Genomic DNA, 21,687 nt, shown 5'->3' on the forward strand with positions numbered 1-21,687 from the left:
TGGTTGAATGAGTAAACAAAGAATTTATGAATATGCAAAATCATTAAACATCAAAAGTAAAGATGCCATTGATGAGTTAAAGAAAAATGGTGTTGATGTGTCAAACCACATGCAAACGTTAGAAGCGGATCATGTGAAAATTTTAGACAAAGCTTTCAACAAAAAAGCTGATAACGATAAAAAAGAAGCGGCCCCTAAGAAAGACAACAAACCAGCTAATAACAACAACCAACAAGGTAGAGGAAAGCAACAGTCTAAAAATAATAAAGGCAACCAACAGTCTAAAAATAATAAAGGCAACCAACAGTCTAAAAATAATAAAGGCAACCAACAGTCTAAAAATAATAAAGGCAACCAACAAAACAACAAGAAAAATAAACGTAATAATAAAAATAATCAACAGAAAAAACAACAACAGCAACAATCAAAACCAGCTGAACCAAAAGAAATGCCATCTAAAATCACTTACACTGAAGGCATTACAGTAGGTGAACTTGCTGGTAAGTTGGGTGTAGATGCATCTGAAATCATCAAAAAGCTTTTCTTACTTGGTATTATGGCAAACATCAACCAAGCATTAGATGTAGAAGCGTTAGAACTTGTAGCATCAGACTATGGTGTTGAAATTGAAGAAGAAGTGGTTATTGATGCAAACGACTTAGACGTTTACTTTGAAGACGTTGAAGAAGATGAGGATGCAACAGTACGTCCTGCAGTTGTGACAATTATGGGTCACGTTGACCATGGTAAAACAACATTGCTTGACTCTATTCGTAACACGCATGTTACTGAAGGTGAAGCAGGCGGTATCACACAACATATCGGTGCATACCAAATCGAAAATAAAGGCAATAAAATTACATTCTTAGATACACCGGGACATGCGGCGTTTACAACAATGCGTGCACGTGGTGCGCAAGTGACTGACATTACAATACTTGTTGTTGCTGCAGATGATGGTGTGATGCCACAAACAATCGAAGCCATCAACCATGCAAAAGCAGCAGAAGTACCAATTATTGTCGCTGTAAACAAAATTGATAAACCAACAGCAAATCCAGACCGTGTAATGCAAGAGCTTGCTGAATACAACTTAATTCCTGAAGACTGGGGTGGCGACACAATCTTCGTTCCACTTTCAGCTTTAAGTGGTGAAGGTATCGATGACTTATTAGAAATGCTTGTATTAGTTTCTGAAGTACAAGAATTAAAAGCGAATGCGGATAAAGCAGCAGTCGGAACAGTTATCGAAGCTGAATTAGATAAATCACGTGGACCAGCAGCATCATTACTTGTTCAAAATGGTACATTACATGTAGGAGATGCGATCGTAGTTGGTAATACACACGGTAAAGTACGTGCGATGGTGAATGACCTTGGTAAACGTATTAAAACAGCAGGTCCATCAACACCAGTTGAAATCACTGGTTTAAGTGCTGTACCACAAGCCGGTGACCGTTTCGTAGTCTTTAAAGATGAGAAAAAAGCACGCCGTATTGGTGAAGCACGTGAACAAGAAAGCATTATCCAACAACGTCAAGAAAGCAAAAACGTTTCTCTTGATAACTTGTTCGAACAAATGAAACAAGGTGAAATGAAAGACTTAAATGTCATTATTAAAGGTGATGTTCAAGGTTCTGTTGAAGCATTAGCAGCATCATTAATGAAAATTGATGTTGAAGGCGTCAATGTCCGTATTATTCATACAGCGACAGGTGCCATCAACGAATCAGACGTTACATTAGCAAATGCGTCTAATGGTATCATCATTGGTTTCAACGTTCGTCCAGATGCTGGTGCGAAACGTGCTGCTGAAGCTGAAAACGTAGATATGCGTTTACACCGTGTTATCTACAATGTTATTGAAGAAATTGAATCAGCAATGAAAGGTATGCTTGATCCTGAATACGAAGAAAAAGTAATCGGACAAGCAGAAGTACGTCAAACATTCAAAGTTTCTAAAGTGGGTACAATTGCAGGTAGCTACGTGACTGACGGTAAAATCACAAGAGATGCTGGCGTACGTGTTATCCGTGACGGTATTGTTATCTTTGAAGGTGAACTTGATTCATTAAAACGTTTCAAAGATGATGCGAAAGAAGTAGCGCAAGGTTACGAATGTGGTATCACAATCGAGAAATTCAATGACCTTAAAGAAGGCGACGTAATCGAAGCATTCATTATGGTTGAAATTGAAAGATAAATAGTTCAAAGAGAAACACGTTTCATTTGATAGTAATCAAGTGAAGCTTGTTTTTCTTTCTTTTTTACCTGCTGTATTATTATTTGCGAGTCTTGCAGCTTTAGCGTTTAGATGGGAACCAAAATTTGGAAAAATTACTTATGCATATCTTGGATATAATTTTATCATCTCCTACTTCGGCAATATTTTAGACTTACCAGAATGGTTTTCAAAACCAGCTATATTGAATTGGCTTCAACAAATGCCAAAAGACAGTTTTGATGTGATCACTTTTATAACTTTAACTATAATGAGTATTCTATTTATCGTCTTAGGATATGTAGGTTATCGAAAAAGAGATTTAATTGGATAGCAACCATAATCGTTTATAGAATTCTTACGCTTGGTGGTGTGAGAGGACGAAAAGTCAGCTAATATCCATTCTACTGCTTGATTTAAAGAGCAAAATTTATGCCATATCACTCCAAACCTGACAAAATTAATCGACTGCAAGATCTTTTTTGAATTATTGTGGAATTAAATATCAATCTTATGTCACTATTAGAAAATAATTTAAAATGGTATAATCAATGTATTAAGATACATTGACTTGAGTGGGGTAATAAAATGAATGGAAAGCTTGATTTATTATTAGGAATTGCAGGGGTTTTAATGGCATTGATTATGCTTATATTATCTCCCGACCTCTGGGGTGGCACTTTAATTATTTTTTTAATGGGACTTGTCTTTCTGATATGTGGTATCAGAAATAAAATTGAATAATCGAGAACAATGTAACAAGTTTTAAGACAAGCGCCAATGATTGACGTTCACTTCACTCGTCATATATAATGAGTTATTGAAGTGAACGGCGAAACAACACATAAAGAGGTGAAAAAGATGAACATGAGAGCTGAACGTGTTGGTGAACAAATGAAAAAAGAATTAATGGATATCATCAACAATAAATTAAAAGATCCACGCGTTGGATTTTTAACAATTACAGATGTACAACCTACGAATGACTTGTCATTAGCAAAGGTGTATTTCACAGTGCTTGGTAATGACAAAGAACGTCAAGATACATTCAAAGGACTAGAAAAGGCAACTGGTTTCTTAAAATCAGAACTTGGGCAACGTATGCGCCTCCGAATTATTCCAGAATTACAATTTGAATATGACGAATCGATTGAATACGGTAATCGTATCGAACAATTAATTCAAGGTTTACACAAACAAGATTAACAGTGATAAGGCTAGGATATGTCATGCGGTCTAAACCGATGAATCATATATCCTAGCTTTTGTTTTTTATAGTTCTGTTTGAAATTTATACGGATAAGGAGCCATATTTATGTATCATGGTATATTACCGGTTTTTAAGCCACGTGGTTTGACGAGTCATGATGTTGTATTTAAACTGCGTAAAATTCTCAAAACAAAAAAAGTAGGACATACAGGTACCTTGGATCCAGAAGTAGATGGTGTGTTGCCTATTTGTATTGGACAAGCTACTAAGGTGAGTGACTATGTCATGGATATGGGGAAGACCTATCACGCCGAAGTGACAATAGGTGTTTCTACAACAACTGAAGATCAAACAGGGGATGTGGTTGATCAGAAGCAAGTGGATGCGAATGTTATTACCAATCAAGGTGTGGATGACATATTGAAAGCATTTACAGGATGGATGACACAAATCCCTCCGATGTATTCATCAGTCAAAGTAAATGGTAAAAAACTTTATGAATATGCACGCCAGGGGATTGAAGTCGAACGTCCTGAACGTCAGGTACATATTGAAAACATTCAAAGAGTATCTGATGTTATCACTAATGATGGTAAGGCAACGTTTGAAATGGATGTGACTTGTGGTAAAGGGACATATATTCGAACACTTGCAACGGATATCGGGAAAGCACTTGGCTATCCAGCACACATGTCACGCTTAACACGAACAAATAGTGGTGGTTTTGATAACGCACAAGCACTCACATTAGAAACCATTCAAGCACGTCATGACGACGAGACGTTAACGGATGCGCTATTACCGCTCATATATGGCTTAAAAGCTTTCCCACAATATAAAGTGCGTGATGCAAATCTTATTCAAAGAATTAAAAATGGCCAGAAGTTTGAACGCGCGCAATTTGATATTGATTTTAATCAAACACTTATCATGGTTGATGCAACTACAGATGAAGTTTTAGCGATATATGAGGTGCATCCATCAAGAGAAAATGAAATCAAACCGAAAAAGGTATTTAACTAGAAGGAGTATGACGTAAAAATGGAAGTTATTGAAATTACACATCCTATTCAAAAGGATCAATACATTCAAGAAGATATTGCCATCGCACTTGGTTTTTTTGATGGTTTACATCGAGGTCATCAAGCGTTGTTTAAAAAACTGGATGAAGTAGCATCAGAACGAGGATTGAAAAAAGCTGTCATGACATTTGACCCACATCCATCAGTTGTTCTAAATCCTAAACAAAAGCGCACGACTTATTTAACACCTTTAGATGATAAACTTGAATTACTGCGTTGTAAGGGAATTGATTACTGTATCGTTGTTAATTTTTCAAGCCGTTTTGCGGAAGTATCACCTGAAGCGTTTATTCAAGATTACCTTGTCAATAACCATGTAAAAGTAGCAGTTGCTGGCTTTGACTTTACTTTTGGTAAGTATGGTAAAGGTAACATGGCGATGTTACAGGAATATACAGATCAGATTGAATGTATTACTGTTAGCAAACAAGATTTAAATGATGAAAAAATTTCAACAACAGCCATTCGTCGTGATTTAACACAGGGCAACCTGGCAGAGGTTAACGAAGCACTAGGTTATCGTTATCAAGTGAAAGGGACTGTTGTTCAAGGTGAAAAACGCGGTCGTACAATTGGATTCCCAACAGCAAATATTCATTTGAGTGATGATTACGTGTTACCTGCAAAAGGTGTTTATGCTGTGAGCTTGAAAATTGGTACAAGCGATAAGGTATATAGAGGCGTTTGTAATGTGGGTGTTAAACCGACTTTCCATGATGACTTACCACAAGTTGTTATTGAAGTGAATATTTTTGATTTTGAAGAAAATATTTATGGAGAACGTGTGACGTTAAACTGGCATCATTATATTCGTCCAGAAATGAAATTTGATGGCATTGATCCACTAGTTGCACAGATGAATCAAGACAAAGAACGTGCAAAATACCTTTTATCAGTTGATTTTGAAGATGATGTATCATATACTATATAAAGTCTATTGAATGAATTCGATAGAGACCTTAGTCTTGGTAGGTTGAGACTCCGACGCCTTACTCAGATTAAGGCATATTACAAATTTAAAGGAGGAAATTGACACATGGCAATTTCACAAGAACGCAAAAACGAATTAATCAAAGAATACCGCACACACGAAACAGACACAGGTTCACCTGAAGTACAAATCGCTGTTTTAACTGCAGAAATCACTGCATTAAACGAACACTTACGTACTCATAAAAAAGACCACCATTCACGTCGTGGTTTATTAAAAATGGTAGGACGTCGTCGTCACTTATTAAACTACTTACGTGACAAAGATGTTCAACGTTACCGTGAACTTATTAAGTCTTTAGGTATTCGTCGTTAATTTTACGCAAAATATCTTTAGAGATAAAGTGAAATCGAAAGAGACCAATGATTTGGTTTCTTTCTTTTTTTAACTATTAAATAGAGAAAATGTAAGCTATAATGTTTATATGTATAAAAAAGTACGAAATGTTTAAACAGTAGGAGAGGAGATTCATCATGTCTCAAGAAAAAAAGGTTTTTAAAACGGAATGGGCAAACCGACCGTTAACAATAGAAACGGGACAACTCGCAAAACAAGCGAATGGTGCTGTATTAGTACGTTACGGCGATACAGTTGTGTTATCTACAGCAACAGCATCGAAAGAACCACGTGACGGCGACTTTTTCCCATTAACAGTGAATTATGAAGAAAAAATGTATGCTGCAGGGAAAATTCCAGGAGGTTTCAAAAAACGTGAAGGACGTCCTGGTGATGAAGCAACATTAACAGCACGTCTAATCGACAGACCAATTCGTCCATTGTTCCCAGACGGTTATCGTCATGATGTCCAAATCATCAATACCGTATTAAGTGCAGATCCAAACTGTTCACCAGAAATGGCAGCGATGATCGGATCATCAATGGCTTTAAGTGTTTCAGATATTCCGTTCCAAGGTCCAATCGCAGGGGTTAATGTAGGTTATGTCGATGGGGCATATGTAATCAATCCGAACTTCGAACAAAAAGAAGTTTCACGTTTAGATCTAGAAGTAGCTGGTCATAAAGATGCAGTGAACATGGTAGAAGCGGGTGCAAGCGAAATCACTGAAGCAGAAATGTTAGAAGCGATTTTATTTGGACATGAAGAAATCAAACGTTTATGTGACTTCCAACAACAAATTATTGATACGTTACAACCTGAGAAGCGTGAATTTGTACCGGAAGAAAAAGACCAAGCACTTATTGATCGCGTTGTTGAATTAACGCAACAAGAAGGCTTAAACCAGGCAATCTTAACTTTTGACAAACAAGAGAGAGAAGCAAACTTAGATGCAATTAAAGAACGCGTAATTGGTCAATTTGAAGATGAAAATGATCCTGAAAATGAAGCGGTTCTTAAAGAAGTTAACTCGACAATCAATAAATTAATTAAAGAAGAAGTACGTCGTTTAATTGCAGATGAAAAAATTCGCCCAGATGGTCGTAAACCGGATGAAATTCGTCCGTTATCATCTGAAGTTGGTTTATTACCACGTGCGCATGGTTCAGGTTTATTTACACGTGGTCAAACACAAGCGTTATCTGTATTAACACTTGGTTCAATTTCAGAATATCAATTAATTGATGGTCTTGGAGAAGAAGAACAGAAACGTTTTATGCATCACTATAACTTCCCGAACTTCTCAGTAGGTGAAACGGGACCAGTTCGTGCGCCAGGTCGTCGTGAAATTGGTCACGGTGCATTAGGTGAACGTGCATTAAAATATATTATTCCAGACGAAAAAACTTTCCCATACACAGTTCGTATTGTAAGTGAAGTATTAGAATCAAATGGATCATCTTCACAAGCATCTATCTGTGGTTCAACACTTGCATTGATGGATGCTGGTGTACCGATTAAAGCACCAGTTGCAGGTATCGCAATGGGATTAGTGACACGTGAGGAAAGCTACACAATCTTAACGGATATTCAAGGGATGGAAGATGCCCTAGGAGACATGGACTTCAAAGTTGCTGGTACAAAAGATGGTATTACAGCTATTCAAATGGATATTAAGATTGATGGTTTAACAAAAGAAGTGATTGAAGAAGCTTTAGAACAAGCACGTAAAGGTCGTCTTGCTATTTTAGACCACATGCTTTCAACAATTGATCAACCACGTTCTGAATTAAGTGCATATGCACCTAAAGTGGAAATCATGACAATTAAACCTGAGAAAATCCGTGATGTCATCGGACCAGGCGGTAAACAAATCAACGAAATCATTGATGCAACAGGTGTTAAATTAGACATCGAACAAGATGGTACTGTATACATCGGTTCTGTAGATCAAGAGATGATCAACCAAGCACGTGCATGGATTGAAAGCATTGTACGTGAAGCAGAAGTAGGTCAAATCTATGATGCTAAAGTAAAACGCATTGAAAAATTCGGTGCATTTGTTGAGTTGTTCCCTGGCAAAGATGCTTTAGTACACATCTCACAAATTTCAAAAGAACGCATTGAAAAAGTTGAAGATAAATTAGCGATGGGTGACGTGATCAAAGTGAAGGTTACTGAAATCGATAAACAAGGTCGTGTCAACGCATCTCATAAAGTTTTACTATAACTACAATTAATAAAATATAATAATGACTTGAAAAAGCAGATAGATTAAGGTATTGCACCTTAATCATCTGCTTTTTTAGTTAAATTATTATATTAATAATAATTCGCATAATTGTCCCAAAAATGTATAATATTTGGGACAAGAGGTGGTTAGTATGACAACGTATAAATCAGAAATCAAATCAAAAATCGAAGGACTTCCTAAAAATACAGTATTTATTGCAAATGACTTTTTAGAGATTGCTGATTATGAAACAGTTAGAAAGAATTTGAATAGAATGGTAGATAATGGCGAAATCAAACGTGTATTAAAAGGGGTATATCATAATCCAGGATATATTGAGGTGATCAATGAATATGAATCTGCGGATACAAAAGAAGTTGCCAATGCCATTGCACGCAAACATCATTGGACAATTGCCCCCTCAGGAAATACGGCGCTAAATATTTTAGGTTTATCGTCACAAGTGCCTTCAAAATGGATTTTTATCTCTGATGGGCGATATGTTGACTATACAATTGGGAATACGAAAATCACTTTTAAAAAAAATACGAACAATCAAATTTCTCAAATGTCCACATTAACAGCAACTGTTATTCAAGCTATTAAAACGATAGGTAAAGAAAATATCAATAAAATCCATATTAAATTGCTGAGAGAGAGATTAGATAGTAATGATAAAGCATTAATACTTGAAGAAGGAAAAATGACAACCGCTTGGATTTATCGTATTATACGTGAAATAGGTGAGTGAAATAATATTTAATTTTAAATCAGTATCTAATTATGAGTTACAAGCAGTTTTTAAAAATGCATCAAATAAATTAGGAGTAAATGAAGCTATTTTAGAGAAAGATTATTGGGTGTGCTTTATTCTAAATTTTATATTTAATCAAAGTCAATGGCGAAAACACTTCACATTTAAAGGGGGGACAAGTCTATCTAAATGTTACGGTCTCATTAAAAGATTTTCAGAAGATATAGATTTGATTTTGGATTGGAGAGCATTAGGGTATGATGTGAATGAACCTTGGGCAATTCGCTCAAATACAAGACAAATAAAGTTTAATAAACAATCAAATAATAAGGCAAGAGCATTTCTTGAGACACATCTGTTACCAGAGTTGAATGATGCATTGTCATCCAAATTAATGGATAAATTTAGTTTGATTATTGATCCTAATGATTCTTAGACAATTTTATTCAGGTATCCAAGTGAATCTTTATCTAGATATATTCAACCATTTGTTCGATTAGAGATTGGAGCGTTAGCAGCATGGACACCGTCTGAAATTGTTGAAGTGAAACCGGGTTTGATGGATATTTATCCTATACTTTTTGAAGGAGAAAGTATTGCCGTGAGAACAGTGTTGCCGGAGAGGACTTTTTGGGAAAAGACAACCATTTTGTATCACGAAGCAAATCGTCCGGAAACAAGTAAAATGCCTCTTCGATATGCTCGTCATTATTACGATTTGTATTGCTTCAGTCAGTCTATTTACAAGGAAAGAGCTTTTCGATCTAATAATTTGTTAGAAAAAGTAGTTGAATTTAAAATGAAATTTTATCCTAGAAATTGGGCGAAGTATGATGAAGCAACGCTCGAGCAAATTCGTTTAATACCAGAATCATATCGTTTAAAAGAAATTGAACAAGACTATGAGAATATGAAAGAAATATTTTTTAATGATTATCCTTCATTTGAAGAAGTGATGAAAATGATTAAGATGTTAGAAACTGAGATTCATAATATTACTTTGAGATAAAATGAAATGATACAAGTTAAAATTGGCATACAATCTTCACATAGAATGGTCAAGTGCGTTTAATATCTTTTATCTTTCATATATTCCTTAAACAGTGTACACAATGTCTAATATCTACTATAATAAAGTATGACTGTAATATGGACGGGTTATATTTATTAGGAGGTAACATTTTGAATTTAGTAAAAAAGAAAAATAAAAATATACGTATCATACCACTCGGTGGTGTGGGTGAAATTGCTAAAAACATGTATATCGTAGAAGTTGACGATGAAATGTTTATGCTAGATGCAGGGTTAAAGTTCCCAGAAGATGAAATGCTTGGGATTGATATCGTAATCCCAGACATTCAATATGTCATTGAAAATAAGCATAAGTTAAAAGGGATCTTTTTAACGCATGGTCATGAACACGCGATTGGTGCTGTATCATATGTTTTAGAACAAGTGGATGCACCAGTATATGGTTCTAAGTTGACAATTGGATTGATTAAAGAAAATATGCGTGCACGTCAAATTGACAAAAAAGTACGCTATTATGTCGTTAATAATGAATCTGTTATGCGCTTCAAGAGTGTGAACGTGACATTTTTCAATACAACACACAGTATTCCAGATAGTTTAGGTGTATGCATCCATACATCTTATGGTGCCATTGTCTACACGGGCGAGTTTAAGTTTGACCAAAGTTTACATGGTCATTATGCGCCTGATTTGAAACGCATGGCTGAAATTGGCGATGAAGGTGTTTTTGCATTATTAAGTGATTCAACAGAGGCAGAAAAACCAGGTTATAACACGCCAGAAAATGTGATCGAAAGCCATATGTTTGATGCATTCACTAAAGCACAAGGTCGTATTATTGTATCATGTTATGCATCTAACTTTGTGCGTATTCAACAAGTGTTAAATATTGCAAGTCGCTTGAATCGTAAAGTGTCATTCTTGGGACGTTCACTTGAAAGTTCATTTAGCATTGCACGTAAAATGGGGTATTTCGATATTCCAAAAGATTTACTTATTCCAATTAATGAAGTGGAAAACTATCCAAAAAACGAAGTCATTATCATTGCGACAGGTATGCAAGGTGAACCTGTAGAAGCATTGAGTCAAATGGCACAAAATAAACATAAAATCATGAATATCCAACGTGGCGACTCAGTATTTTTAGCAATTACTGCTTCAGCAAACATGGAAGTGATTATCGGTGATACATTGAATGAACTTGCACGTGCTGGTGCGATTGTTATCCCGAACAACAAACAAATTCATGCATCGAGTCATGGTTGTATGGAAGAGCTTAAACTCATGTTAAATATGATGAAACCTGAATATTTCATTCCTGTACAAGGGGAATTTAAGATGCAAATTGCACATGCGAAGTTAGCAAGTGAAGCAGGTGTAGATGCTGAAAAGATTTTCTTAGTGGAATCTGGCGATGTGATTAACTTTGATGGTAACGATATGACGTTGAACGAAAAAGTTAATGCAGGCAACGTGTTAATCGATGGTATTGGTGTCGGTGATGTCGGTAATATTGTGTTACGTGACCGTCACTTGTTAGCAGAAGATGGTATTTTTATCGCAGTTGTAACATTAGATCCAAAAAATCGTCGTATTGCTGCAGGTCCTGAAATTCAATCACGTGGGTTCGTTTATGTACGTGAGAGTGAAGCTTTATTAAAAGAAGCGGAAGAAAAGGTACGTGAAATCGTCGAGGCAGGATTGCAAGAAAAACGTATTGAATGGTCAGAAATCAAACAAAACATGCGTGATCAAATTAGTAAATTACTATTTGAAAGTACACGCAGACGTCCAATGATTATTCCAGTTATTTCTGAGATTTAACAATACGTCTTATACGATAGTAACGACTATAAAAAACGAACCCTACTCTTTAAAATGTATTTTAGTTTTGAAGAGTGGGTTCGCTTTTTTACATAATACATATTTTGATAGAAAGTAGTAGGTGACGATGTATGGCGCAAACAAAAAAGCGTAAATCACAAACGTCGCGCAGTAAGAAACGTGCACCAAAGAAAAAGAAACAAGATTCACCCATTCGCTTTGTCATAGCGATAATCGTCGTTGTTATTATTGTCCTCGGCATTTTTCAATTGGGCATGATAGGGGTAGGCATTGATAGTTTTTTTAATTATTTATTTGGCTGGACACGTTATTTAACATATATTCTTATCCTTTTAGCGACAGGCTTTTTAGCGTATAACGGCAAGTTACCAAGAACGAGACGTTTAACAGGGTCCATTGTTGGACAAATTGCGCTCTTATTTGTTGCACAAATCATTTACCGTATCACAAATGGTATGCAAGCAAGAAGGGAACATGTCTTATCATATGTATTTAAACAGTATGAAACAGAAACATTTCCCAATTTCGGTGGGGGTGTTATTGGATATTATTTACTCGAAATACTTGTGCCCCTTATTTCTATAGCAGGTGTTGTTATCTTGACACTTTTGTTATTGGTATCAACGGGTATTTTACTCGCCAAAAAAAGTCATCGTGATGTATTAAAAGTATGGTTTGAACAGGCAAAGAAAAGTATTGGGAAAGCTTATTTTTCTTTAACAAAACAATATGAGCAACACCGCATGAGTCATTCAGAAAAAAAAGAACAAAAACGACAACAACGTGCTGCAGAAAGTACAGCACCTAAAGATGTGTCAAACTTTGTTGAAGTACAAGAGGAAGATGAGGAAGATATTCCTTCTATCCCGATTCTCAGACACCAAACATCACGTCAGGCTGAAGCCAATACACCTGTGAATGATGTTCCAACACCAACGCAATCAATGCAAAATACAGCAACCTCATCTCCTAAGCAGTCAGTAACAAAAGATGAAACAGAAACTTCGGATGATATGACACCTGCTGAAGGATCTATTTCAGAAGCGGGTGAAGTTGAAAATCAAGCGTACAAGTTACCACCTATTTCTTTATTAAATGCACCGACAAAACAGCAATCAGTTGCAAAATCGGAAGTCCAAAGAAAAGGTAGATTACTTGAGACAACACTCAAAAACTTTGGTGTAAATGCCAAAGTGACACAAATTCGAATTGGACCTGCCGTTACACAATATGAAATTCAACCTGCACAAGGTGTGAAAGTAAGCCGAATTGTGAACTTGCATAGTGATCTAGCACTTGCCCTTGCAGCGAAGGATATCCGTATTGAGGCACCGATACCGGGGAAATCTGCGGTAGGTATAGAAGTACCAAATGATCATATTTCACTTGTAACCTTAAAAGAAGTGTTGGATGAGAAGTTTCCAGCAAAAAATAAATTGGAAGTGGCACTTGGTCGTGATATTTCTGGTGAACCAATCACAGCAGAGTTAGATAAAATGCCGCATTTACTTGTTGCTGGTTCAACAGGTAGTGGGAAATCTGTGTGTATTAACGGTATGATTACAAGTATTTTGTTAAATGCCAAGCCACATGAAGTAAAGCTGATGATGATTGACCCGAAAATGGTGGAACTGAATGTTTATAATGGCATTCCACACTTGTTAACACCTGTTGTGACAAACCCTCATAAAGCTGCACAGGCACTGGAAAAAGTGGTAGGTGAAATGGAGCGACGTTATGATCTTTTCCAACATTCAGGTACACGTAATATCAAAGGCTATAATGCTTTTATAGAACGACAAAATAAAGAACTTGGTGAAAAACATCCATTGTTACCTTATATTGTTGTGATCGTTGATGAATTGGCTGACTTAATGATGGTAGCAGGTAAAGATGTAGAAACTGCCATTACACGAATCACACAGATGGCGCGTGCAGCTGGTATACACTTAATTATTGCGACACAAAGACCATCTGTAGACGTTATTACTGGGCTTATTAAAAATAATATTCCATCACGTATCGCATTTGCGGTCAGTTCTCAAACCGATTCTCGTACAATTATTGATAGCGGTGGTGCTGAGAAGTTACTCGGTAAAGGGGATATGTTGTTTATTAAAAATGGTGGTTCTACTAGAACACGTGTTCAAGGTGCATTCTTAAGTGATGAAGAAGTACAAAAAGTAGTTGACTATGTAGTAGCACAACAACGAGCCAATTATGTGAAAGAGATGACACCAGATAGTCAAGTAGACGCATCTGCAGCAGAAAGCGATGATCCATTGTATAACGATGCGTATTTATTCGTTATTGAGCAACAAAAAGCAAGTACGTCTCTATTACAACGTCAATTTAGAATTGGTTATAATCGCGCGTCTCGCATTATGGATGATTTAGAACGCAATCAAGTAATAGGACCACAAAAGGGAAGCAAGCCAAGACAAATACTAGTAGATTTAAATGATAAAGAGGTGTAATACGTGTCTATTAATCCAGATGTAAATAAAGTAAAAGAGTGGGTATTAGCAGAGATAGAAAGTGGACGACTAAAACCAAGTGATATGTTACCAAGTTTATTAACGATTGCACGAACATGTGACGTAAAAACGGATGATGTACAAGGTGCGATTCATGAACTTGTTACAGAACAAATCGTAACGGAAAACTTTGAGGAAGGTGCACGTGTCAAGAAGATGCAGCCCTTCTTTTATCCGCTTGACGAGTTAATGAGTGTTGGTCGCATGATTACAGATAAAGGATATCGTGAAGGGACAGTCTTTTTAAGTTTAGATGAAGAACCGGCATCACGAGATGATTGTCGTGTGTTAAAACTTGAAGAAGGAACGACGATGACAGTTATCGAAAGAATTCGAACAGCTGACGATAGTCCTGTTGTTTATTGCTTGGATAAAGTTGCTGAGAATGTCCTACAATATTTTGACACACACGATCAGCAAACGTCTATCTTTAAAGCAATTGAGAGTGCAACACAACAAACCATTGCATATGCTGAAACAGAAATTGAAGCGATTAGCTACGAACCATATATTTCTGAGGCACTTGAAGCAGATCCACATGATGGCTTGATGCTATTGAAACAAGTTCATTATACAAATGATGGAAAACCGATACTTTATTCATTGAATTATTTTAAGAGTAGTCTCGTGAAGTTTAAGACGGTTAGAAAACGACAATAATTTGGTTTATAAGGGAGGAAGATATATGACATTATATGAAAAGTTACCAGTACGTGTACTGCCAACTGATAAATTTAAAACGACAACGATCATGTTTAAATTTATGGCACCATTAGATACTGAAACAATGACAGCAAGAGCATTACTTAGTAAAATGCTTGTTCGTGCGACGAAACAATATCCAACAGATAAAGATTTTAATCAGCATTTGTCATATTTATATGGGGCATATTTAAATAGTAATGTGTCAAAATTCAAGGATCATCACGTGATAACAGTGAGTTTAGAAATTGCAAATGAACGCTTTTTACAGGATTCACTGCCTTTATTTGATGAAGGGATTCAACTCCTTAAAGAAGTGATTTTGAATCCACTTGTGAATCAAGGAGCGTTTGATGAGACATTTTTACAACAAGAAAAACGATTATTACAAAATAAGTTGATTGCGATTGAAGATAATAAAACGCAACTTTCGTACTTGCATCTATTAAAAAATATGTTTGGGGACCATCCTTATAGTTATCCAGCAGTTGGTCAACTTGAACAAATCGATCGTATCGCACCTAAAACGCTATTCGATACATATCAAAATATGCTTGAACATGATAGTTGTGCAGTGTATGTGGTGGGGAATGTAGATGAGCAAGCAGCAGAAGAAAAACTGAAAGCTGCCTTTAATTTGAAGCCATTCATGTATGAACGCAATCATCAGTTACAAGATATTTATCCTGATAAAGCAGTCAATGAAGTCGTTGAAACAGCTGAGATTGATCAAGCTAAACTCAATATGGGCTTCCGTTTTCCAACACAATATGGTGAAGTGGATTATCCCGCATTCGTTGTGTTTAATATGATGTTTGGTGGCGACCCATCATCTGTACTTTTCAACGAAGTTCGTGAAAAGAAAAGTCTAGCTTATTCGATCTACTCACAAATTGATGGCAAGAATGGTTTTCTATATGTGCTAAGTGGTGTATCAAGTGCTGATTATGAAGACGCAAAGAATACAATTATTGAGGCTTTCGAACAATTCAAGCAGGGAGATTTTACTGAAGAAAAAATGGCGCTTGCGAAAAAGATTATTTTATCGCACCGCAAAGAACTGAAAGATCGCCCTAAACAAATGATTGAATTAATGCATAATCAAATTTTAGTAGAAAAACCTGAACCTGAGACATCATTTATTGAACGTATTCAAGCAGTAACAAAAGCGGATATACAAGAGTTATGTCAAAAGGCACAACTTGATACCATTTATATTATGACAAAGGCGGTGGATCAAAGTGAATAAAACCTATTATCAACACATCGATGAAACAGTACATCAAGCACAATTGGATAATGGACTCACACTTTTTGTTATTCCTAAACGTGGATTTCAAAAAACATTTGTGACGTACACAACGAATTTTGGCTCATTAGATTCACGATTCAAGCCACATCAATCAGACGAATTTGTGACAGTGCCTGACGGGGTAGCGCACTTTTTAGAACATAAGTTGTTTGAAAAAGAAGAGGGTGACTTATTTACGGAGTTTGCGGAATATGATGCACAAGTCAATGCCTTTACAAGTTTTGATCGTACAAGTTATTTATTCAGTGCGACTAACTATATTGATGAAAATATCATACGCCTTTTAAAAATGGTGGAATCTCCTTATTTTACTGAAGAAACAGTAGAAAAAGAAAAAGGGATTATCGCTGAAGAAATTAAAATGTATCAAGAGCAACCTGGTTATCGTCTGATGTTTAATACCTTACGTGGGATGTATCATGACCATCCTGTTAAAGTAGACATTGCTGGTAGTGTTGAAAGCATCTATGACATTACGAAAGATGACTTATATTTATGTTATGAAACATTTTACCATCCATCTAATATGGTGTTATTTGTGGTAGGTGATGTGGATCCGGCACATATTTATGAGCTCGTAAAAACACATGAAGATGCACGTCATATTGAAGCACAACCTGAGATTGTTCGAGATCCTTTACAAGAAGCACATCCTGTACTTGAAGCTGAGATGCGAGAAGAGATGCAAGTACAATCACCAAGATTGATGTTAGGATTTAAAAATAATCAATTGGATGTATCACAAAGACGACGTGTGCAAGAAGATATGGAAATGTCATTTTTCTTTGAATTGATTTATGGAGAAGAGACACCGTTTTATCAATCATTATTGAATGAACACTTGATTGATGCGACATTTAGCTATCAAACGGTCATTGAACACACATACAGTTTTTCACTTGTCACATCAACAACAGATGCACCTGATCAATTGAAGGAGCGTTTGTTAGCAGAGTTGCAAGCTAAACTTGGGCGTGTTGAAGATGAAAAAGCATTTGAATTACTGAAAAGACAATTTATCGGTGAGTATATTTCAAGCTTGAACTCACCAGAACATATTGCGAACCAAGCAACAAAATATTATTTTGATGGTGTGGCATTATTTGAATTGCTAGAAATCATTGATGAAATTACGCTAGATTCAATGAATGAAACGGCTCGTCAACGCTTGGATTTAGAGAATGTTGTAGATAGCCGATTGGAGATTAAACCATCATGAAAGCACTCGTTGTAGGTGGCTCTGGTACAATAGGTACAGCAGTTGTTCAAGAGTTACTTTCTGAAGGATATGAAGTGATTTTGACATATCATCGTACATCGCCTGATGAATTAACGAAGCGATATGATGGTCAACCAGTCCAATTACTTCAACTAGATGTGTCGCAGTCAATCGACTTTGAACGCTTATCTTTCATTCAAAACTTAGATGCGTTGATTTATGTCAGTGGCCGCAGTGTGTTCGGCATGCTACAAGACATGACGGATGCACAAATTGATGAAACATACCGTATTAATGTATTTAATTTTATAAAACTCTGCCAGCATTTTGTCGGGCAGTTAATGCAACGACCGCATGGCCGTATTATTGCGATTTCATCGATTTGGGGAGAAGCTGGAGCGAGTTTTGAAACCATCTATTCTTCAATGAAAGCTGCTCAAATTGGCTTTGTGAAAGCATTAAGTCAAGAGCTTGCGATGACTTCTGTCACAGTTAATGCCATTGCACCTGGTGTTGTATCAGGAACGATGACTGAACAATTGGACGAAGAAACACGTTCCGCTTTATTGGAAGAACTGCCACAGAATCGTTTTGTTGCCCCTGAAGAAGTTGCACATATTGTTAATCATCTGATTTCACCACGTGCTCAAAGTATTACGGGTACAGTTCAACGTATTAATGGTGGCTGGTACACATAATTGCTATAATATGAAAAAGAGATCCGTGTTTGAAGGGGTGAGCGATATGTCGATGACTGAAAAAAAAGAGTGGTATTTGGAGTATGATATTAATAAGAACCGAGCAGGTTTACTAGGGGATGTTTCAAGCTTACTCGGTATGATGGGGATTAATATTGGTTCTATCAATGGGATACAAACATCAACACGTGCATTTATCATTAAGTCAGATAGTGAAGAAAAGGTAAAACGCTTTGAGACATTATTGAAAGAAATTGATGATATCTCATTGAATGTATTAAGACCGCCTGAATTAAAAGACCGATTGGCTGTTCGCCATGGTCGTTATTTGAAACAAGATGAAATAGACAAAAAAATCTTCCGCTTTGAAAGAGATGACTTGGGGCTACTTGTAGACTTTATGGCAGAACTTTTCAAACAAGAAGGTCATAAGTTGATTGGTATTCGTGGGATGCCACGAGTTGGAAAAACAGAGTCAATTGTTGCAGGGAGCGTTTCCGCTCATAAACGTTGGTTGTTTATTAGTTCAACGCTCATTAAACAAACAGTTCGCAGTTCATTAATCAAAGGTGAATATGACAAAGATCACGTTTATATCATTGATGGAGCTGTAACAGCAAGGGAACAAAACCCAAAACATCAAGAATTAGTGCGTGAAGTGATGACTTTACCATCTGCTAAGGTGGTGGAACATCCAGATTTATTCGTCGAAGCGAGTGAGTATGAAATGGATGACTTTGACTACATCATTGAATTACGTGCAGAAGAGAATCAAGAAATTGCATATGATGAGATGAAACAAAAAACTGTAAAAAGTAAAAATAACTTAGATTTTGGTGATCCATTTGGTGGATTTGGTGATGGTTTCGGAGGATTTTAAGTAGGAGGTTGAATCAGTGAGATTAATTGGTGAAGTTTTACAGAGTAAGAGAGAGCGTTTAGGGATGACACTAACTGAGTTAGAATCTCGGACACATATCCAACGTGAAACGTTAATTGCGATTGAAAATAATCAATTTGAGACGTTGAATCAACCTACATACGTAATTGGTTTTATACGTAAATATGCACAAGCGGTCAATATGGATAGTGTGCAACTTCTTGAAAAACATCGAGAAGAGTTACCGAAAACCCACCGTTTTGCTTCAGAAGCATTGAAACAATTATCAAATGGCGAAAAATCAGCACAATTTCAAAATCGTGATAAAGAAACAAAGCAAGTTGCGATGATTATTGCAAGTCTTATTGGTGTAACAGCTGTTTTTTGGGCTGTATTTGGACTTGTGTTATAATGAATCGGTATAAAAAGATTATTAGAAAGAGGATGAATCATGAATATACCTAATCAGATCACACTATTTCGTGTGATACTAATTCCTCTCTTTATGTTATTTGCACTTGTTGATTTTGGTATGGGGCAAATGGCATTTTTTGGAGGACAAGAGGTACGTATTGAATTTTTAATCAGCGGCTTAATTTTTATTTTGGCATCTATTAGTGACTTTGTGGACGGCTACCTTGCGCGTAAATGGCAACTCGTCACGAATATGGGTAAATTTTTGGATCCATTAGCAGACAAACTACTTGTATCAGCGTCATTGATTGTACTCGTTGAACTCGGTCTTACAAATTCAGTTGTTGCCATTATTATTATTGCACGTGAGTTTGCTGTCACAGGCTTACGTTTACTACAAATTGAGCAAGGATTTGTCAGTGCAGCTGGTCAATTAGGTAAGGTTAAAACAGCTGTTACAATGGTTGCGTTAGTATTTATTTTATTAGGTGAACCATTAAGTCAATGGATCGGTTTCTCTCTCGGACAAGTATTGTTATATATTGGTGTATTCTTCACAATCTTATCTGGTGTTGAATATTTCTATAAAGGACGCGACGTCTTTTTACAAGATAAAAAATAATCTCGAGATATGAGAAAAAGTATAAAGTGATATTCTTAATCTTTAAAGAGGTTTTGAATATCACTTTTTTAAGTGCAGAAAATGTTGAGTCGTTATCATGGATAATCGATAATGATTGAGATTTATTTGATGAAATATGAAGCATTTCTTGGTTATTCAAATCGTGTGTAGGGTATAATGAATAAGCATTTTAAAGATAATTTATCATGATAGAAAGTGATTTTTGGGGAGGAAACAGGAGATGAGAGTTTGTATCATTGGTGTTGGATCTGAATTGCTATTAGGGCAGATTGCCAACACAAATGCACAATATATTTCCCGTGTGTTAAATGAAGCGGGTCACCATGTATTAGAACATATTGTTGTAGGTGATAACCCAGAGCGTTTAAAACGTGTAACAGAACGAGCAATTGATCAATATGATGCTGTTATTTATACAGGTGGTCTTGGGCCAACGAAAGATGACTTAACAAAACAAACAGTGGCAGAAGTGTTGAATAAACAATTAATTATGGACGAAGAAGCACTTGCGTTTATTGAATCTTATTTTGCATCACAAGATAAAGTGATGACACCTAATAATAAACAACAAGCGCTTGTTATAGAAGGTTCTGAAGTTTTGGCGAACCGTGTAGGAATGGCACCAGGTATGTATGTTGTCTATGAGGATACACATGTTGTCATGTTACCTGGGCCACCAAGTGAGATGAAGCCTATGGTCGATAATGAAATGATGCCGTTCTTTGTACAATCGGATCAGACAATCTTTTCTGAAGTACTACGTTTTTGTGGTATTGGTGAGTCTCAGGCTGAAACGGAATTATTAGATCTTATCGAGCAACAATCAAATCCAACGATTGCTCCTTTAGCAGGAAAACATGAGGTTACAATCCGTTTAACAGCAAGTGGTGAGGATATTGAAACATGCCGAGAATTGATTGCGCCTATCAAAATAGAGATCCTTTCTAGAATTGGTGAATTTTACTATGGTTCGGACAACATGACACCCGAACAAGCTGTTATGAATCATCAGCAAAAAAGTATTGCAGTGTATGATGGCGTAACAGATGGTTTACTGAATGCACGTTTAAAACAAGCAGATCATCAACAGCGTTTGCAAGGCTATCTATTGCATCATCCATCCTATATACAAATAGATGCATCGATTCAAGAACAGGTACAAGTCAGTGCAAAACTTGTTCAATCACAATTCAATACAGAACAAGCAATCAGTCTTTTAGCAGTTGATGAACAAGTGTATATCGGTTTCTTAGATGGTGATTTATTTGGATTAAAGCAATTTAAAATGGCTACATATCGCAATCTAATTCGAGACCGCAGTCAAAACTATGTGCTCATTGAGTGGTTGAATTGGCTCAAAGAAGCAACACTTGAGAAGTAGAAACTAAAGTACGTTTGTTCGTATTGTTGGACACCAATCGAAAATAAGCGAACAAATATTCGCTAAAATACTTGTAATTTCAGATTGGAGCTTGTATAGTATAAATAAATCAACAAAAGCACATGGAATAAACGTTTAACAAATTATATAAGTGATAATTAGAATAGATAGAACGAAACGATATTCGCTACTAGGA

At 36.2% G+C, this 21,687-nt stretch carries 19 protein-coding genes and 1 pseudogene; all 20 read left to right on the forward strand.

Annotation, left to right across the window (positions count from 1 at the left end; all coding sequences use genetic code 11):
* Positions 1–7: 7 nt before the first annotated feature.
* The 20 genes and pseudogenes from infB to MUA88_RS04775 all read left to right on the forward strand — a co-directional run bounded on the left by infB (position 8) and on the right by MUA88_RS04775 (position 21,491).
* A complete protein-coding gene (gene infB / locus MUA88_RS04680; RefSeq protein ID WP_262605880.1) occupies positions 8–2,203 on the forward strand; it encodes a translation initiation factor IF-2 in 2,196 nt (731 codons plus the stop codon).
* A gap of 40 nt (positions 2,204–2,243) precedes the next feature.
* Positions 2,244–2,555 carry an efflux permease Rv1217c-related protein gene (locus MUA88_RS04685; RefSeq protein ID WP_262605881.1) on the forward strand — a complete coding sequence of 104 codons (312 nt, stop codon included), beginning with the start codon at positions 2,244–2,246 and terminating at the stop codon, positions 2,553–2,555.
* A 254-nt stretch (positions 2,556–2,809) separates the two neighbouring features.
* Entirely contained in the window at positions 2,810–2,965 is a 156-nt protein-coding gene (locus MUA88_RS04690; RefSeq protein WP_262604955.1) for a hypothetical protein, read from the forward strand.
* Between the two features lie 117 nt (positions 2,966–3,082).
* Positions 3,083–3,427 carry a 30S ribosome-binding factor RbfA gene (gene rbfA, locus MUA88_RS04695; protein ID WP_095116408.1) on the forward strand — a complete coding sequence of 115 codons (345 nt, stop codon included), beginning with the start codon at positions 3,083–3,085 and terminating at the stop codon, positions 3,425–3,427.
* Between the two features lie 109 nt (positions 3,428–3,536).
* Positions 3,537–4,454 carry a tRNA pseudouridine(55) synthase TruB gene (gene truB, locus MUA88_RS04700; RefSeq protein WP_262604956.1) on the forward strand — a complete coding sequence of 306 codons (918 nt, stop codon included), beginning with the start codon at positions 3,537–3,539 and terminating at the stop codon, positions 4,452–4,454.
* 18 nt (positions 4,455–4,472) lie between these two features.
* Entirely contained in the window at positions 4,473–5,444 is a 972-nt protein-coding gene (locus tag MUA88_RS04705) for a bifunctional riboflavin kinase/FAD synthetase (RefSeq protein ID WP_262604957.1), read from the forward strand.
* 105 nt (positions 5,445–5,549) lie between these two features.
* Positions 5,550–5,819 (forward strand): 30S ribosomal protein S15, encoded by a 270-nt coding sequence (gene rpsO, locus MUA88_RS04710; protein ID WP_095116414.1) that lies wholly within the window; start codon positions 5,550–5,552, stop codon positions 5,817–5,819.
* 158 nt (positions 5,820–5,977) lie between these two features.
* The gene (pnp, locus tag MUA88_RS04715; RefSeq protein ID WP_262605882.1) at positions 5,978–8,071 is read left to right on the forward strand and encodes a polyribonucleotide nucleotidyltransferase; all 2,094 of its coding nucleotides are present in this window, start codon (positions 5,978–5,980) and stop codon (positions 8,069–8,071) included.
* A gap of 154 nt (positions 8,072–8,225) precedes the next feature.
* Positions 8,226–8,825: a DUF6088 family protein gene (locus tag MUA88_RS04720; RefSeq protein WP_262605883.1), complete on the forward strand. Its 600-nt coding sequence runs from the start codon at positions 8,226–8,228 to the stop codon at positions 8,823–8,825.
* Positions 8,826–8,934: 109 nt separating this feature from the next.
* Positions 8,935–9,837: pseudogene (locus tag MUA88_RS04725) on the forward strand (nucleotidyl transferase AbiEii/AbiGii toxin family protein).
* A gap of 173 nt (positions 9,838–10,010) precedes the next feature.
* A complete protein-coding gene (rnjB, locus tag MUA88_RS04730; RefSeq protein ID WP_262604960.1) occupies positions 10,011–11,684 on the forward strand; it encodes a ribonuclease J2 in 1,674 nt (557 codons plus the stop codon).
* Between the two features lie 131 nt (positions 11,685–11,815).
* Positions 11,816–14,182, forward strand: a complete 2,367-nt coding sequence (locus MUA88_RS04735; RefSeq protein ID WP_262604961.1) for a DNA translocase FtsK — start codon at positions 11,816–11,818, stop codon at positions 14,180–14,182.
* A 3-nt stretch (positions 14,183–14,185) separates the two neighbouring features.
* A complete protein-coding gene (locus tag MUA88_RS04740; RefSeq protein ID WP_262604962.1) occupies positions 14,186–14,902 on the forward strand; it encodes a GntR family transcriptional regulator in 717 nt (238 codons plus the stop codon).
* 25 nt (positions 14,903–14,927) lie between these two features.
* A complete protein-coding gene (gene yfmF / locus MUA88_RS04745) occupies positions 14,928–16,193 on the forward strand; it encodes an EF-P 5-aminopentanol modification-associated protein YfmF (protein ID WP_262604963.1) in 1,266 nt (421 codons plus the stop codon).
* Positions 16,186–17,475, forward strand: coding sequence for an EF-P 5-aminopentanol modification-associated protein YfmH (gene yfmH / locus MUA88_RS04750; RefSeq protein ID WP_262605884.1), 1,290 nt, complete (start codon positions 16,186–16,188; stop codon positions 17,473–17,475). The genes yfmF and yfmH overlap by 8 nt, the downstream gene beginning before the upstream one ends.
* Positions 17,472–18,173, forward strand: a complete 702-nt coding sequence (ymfI, locus tag MUA88_RS04755; RefSeq protein ID WP_262605885.1) for an elongation factor P 5-aminopentanone reductase — start codon at positions 17,472–17,474, stop codon at positions 18,171–18,173. Before yfmH ends, ymfI begins: the two co-directional genes overlap by 4 nt.
* A gap of 46 nt (positions 18,174–18,219) precedes the next feature.
* The gene (locus MUA88_RS04760) at positions 18,220–19,053 is read left to right on the forward strand and encodes a YmfK family protein (RefSeq protein WP_262604966.1); all 834 of its coding nucleotides are present in this window, start codon (positions 18,220–18,222) and stop codon (positions 19,051–19,053) included.
* 16 nt (positions 19,054–19,069) lie between these two features.
* Complete coding sequence (locus MUA88_RS04765) at positions 19,070–19,465, forward strand: helix-turn-helix domain-containing protein (protein ID WP_262605886.1); 396 nt, start codon at positions 19,070–19,072, stop codon at positions 19,463–19,465.
* A 39-nt stretch (positions 19,466–19,504) separates the two neighbouring features.
* Positions 19,505–20,089 (forward strand): CDP-diacylglycerol--glycerol-3-phosphate 3-phosphatidyltransferase, encoded by a 585-nt coding sequence (gene pgsA / locus MUA88_RS04770; protein ID WP_262605887.1) that lies wholly within the window; start codon positions 19,505–19,507, stop codon positions 20,087–20,089.
* Positions 20,090–20,330: 241 nt separating this feature from the next.
* Complete coding sequence (locus MUA88_RS04775) at positions 20,331–21,491, forward strand: CinA family nicotinamide mononucleotide deamidase-related protein (RefSeq protein ID WP_262604969.1); 1,161 nt, start codon at positions 20,331–20,333, stop codon at positions 21,489–21,491.
* Positions 21,492–21,687: the final 196 nt, after the last annotated feature.

Source organism: Staphylococcus sp. IVB6240 (assembly GCF_025558425.1).
Taxonomy (GTDB): Bacteria; Bacillota; Bacilli; order Staphylococcales; family Staphylococcaceae; genus Staphylococcus.

What these genes read in the sequence shown, in the direction of transcription:
- MUA88_RS04720 (WP_262605883.1), top strand. Translation starts at nt 8,226, where the DNA reads ATGACAACGTATAAATCAGAAATCAAATCAAAAATCGAAGGACTTCCT.
- truB (WP_262604956.1), top strand. Translation starts at nt 3,537, where the DNA reads ATGTATCATGGTATATTACCGGTTTTTAAGCCACGTGGTTTGACGAGT.
- MUA88_RS04775 (WP_262604969.1), top strand. Translation starts at nt 20,331, where the DNA reads ATGAGAGTTTGTATCATTGGTGTTGGATCTGAATTGCTATTAGGGCAG.
- infB (WP_262605880.1), top strand. Translation starts at nt 8, where the DNA reads ATGAGTAAACAAAGAATTTATGAATATGCAAAATCATTAAACATCAAA.
- rpsO (WP_095116414.1), top strand. Translation starts at nt 5,550, where the DNA reads ATGGCAATTTCACAAGAACGCAAAAACGAATTAATCAAAGAATACCGC.
- MUA88_RS04760 (WP_262604966.1), top strand. Translation starts at nt 18,220, where the DNA reads ATGTCGATGACTGAAAAAAAAGAGTGGTATTTGGAGTATGATATTAAT.
- MUA88_RS04705 (WP_262604957.1), top strand. Translation starts at nt 4,473, where the DNA reads ATGGAAGTTATTGAAATTACACATCCTATTCAAAAGGATCAATACATT.
- MUA88_RS04690 (WP_262604955.1), top strand. Translation starts at nt 2,810, where the DNA reads ATGAATGGAAAGCTTGATTTATTATTAGGAATTGCAGGGGTTTTAATG.
- ymfI (WP_262605885.1), top strand. Translation starts at nt 17,472, where the DNA reads ATGAAAGCACTCGTTGTAGGTGGCTCTGGTACAATAGGTACAGCAGTT.
- rbfA (WP_095116408.1), top strand. Translation starts at nt 3,083, where the DNA reads ATGAACATGAGAGCTGAACGTGTTGGTGAACAAATGAAAAAAGAATTA.
- yfmF (WP_262604963.1), top strand. Translation starts at nt 14,928, where the DNA reads ATGACATTATATGAAAAGTTACCAGTACGTGTACTGCCAACTGATAAA.
- MUA88_RS04735 (WP_262604961.1), top strand. Translation starts at nt 11,816, where the DNA reads ATGGCGCAAACAAAAAAGCGTAAATCACAAACGTCGCGCAGTAAGAAA.
- pgsA (WP_262605887.1), top strand. Translation starts at nt 19,505, where the DNA reads ATGAATATACCTAATCAGATCACACTATTTCGTGTGATACTAATTCCT.
- pnp (WP_262605882.1), top strand. Translation starts at nt 5,978, where the DNA reads ATGTCTCAAGAAAAAAAGGTTTTTAAAACGGAATGGGCAAACCGACCG.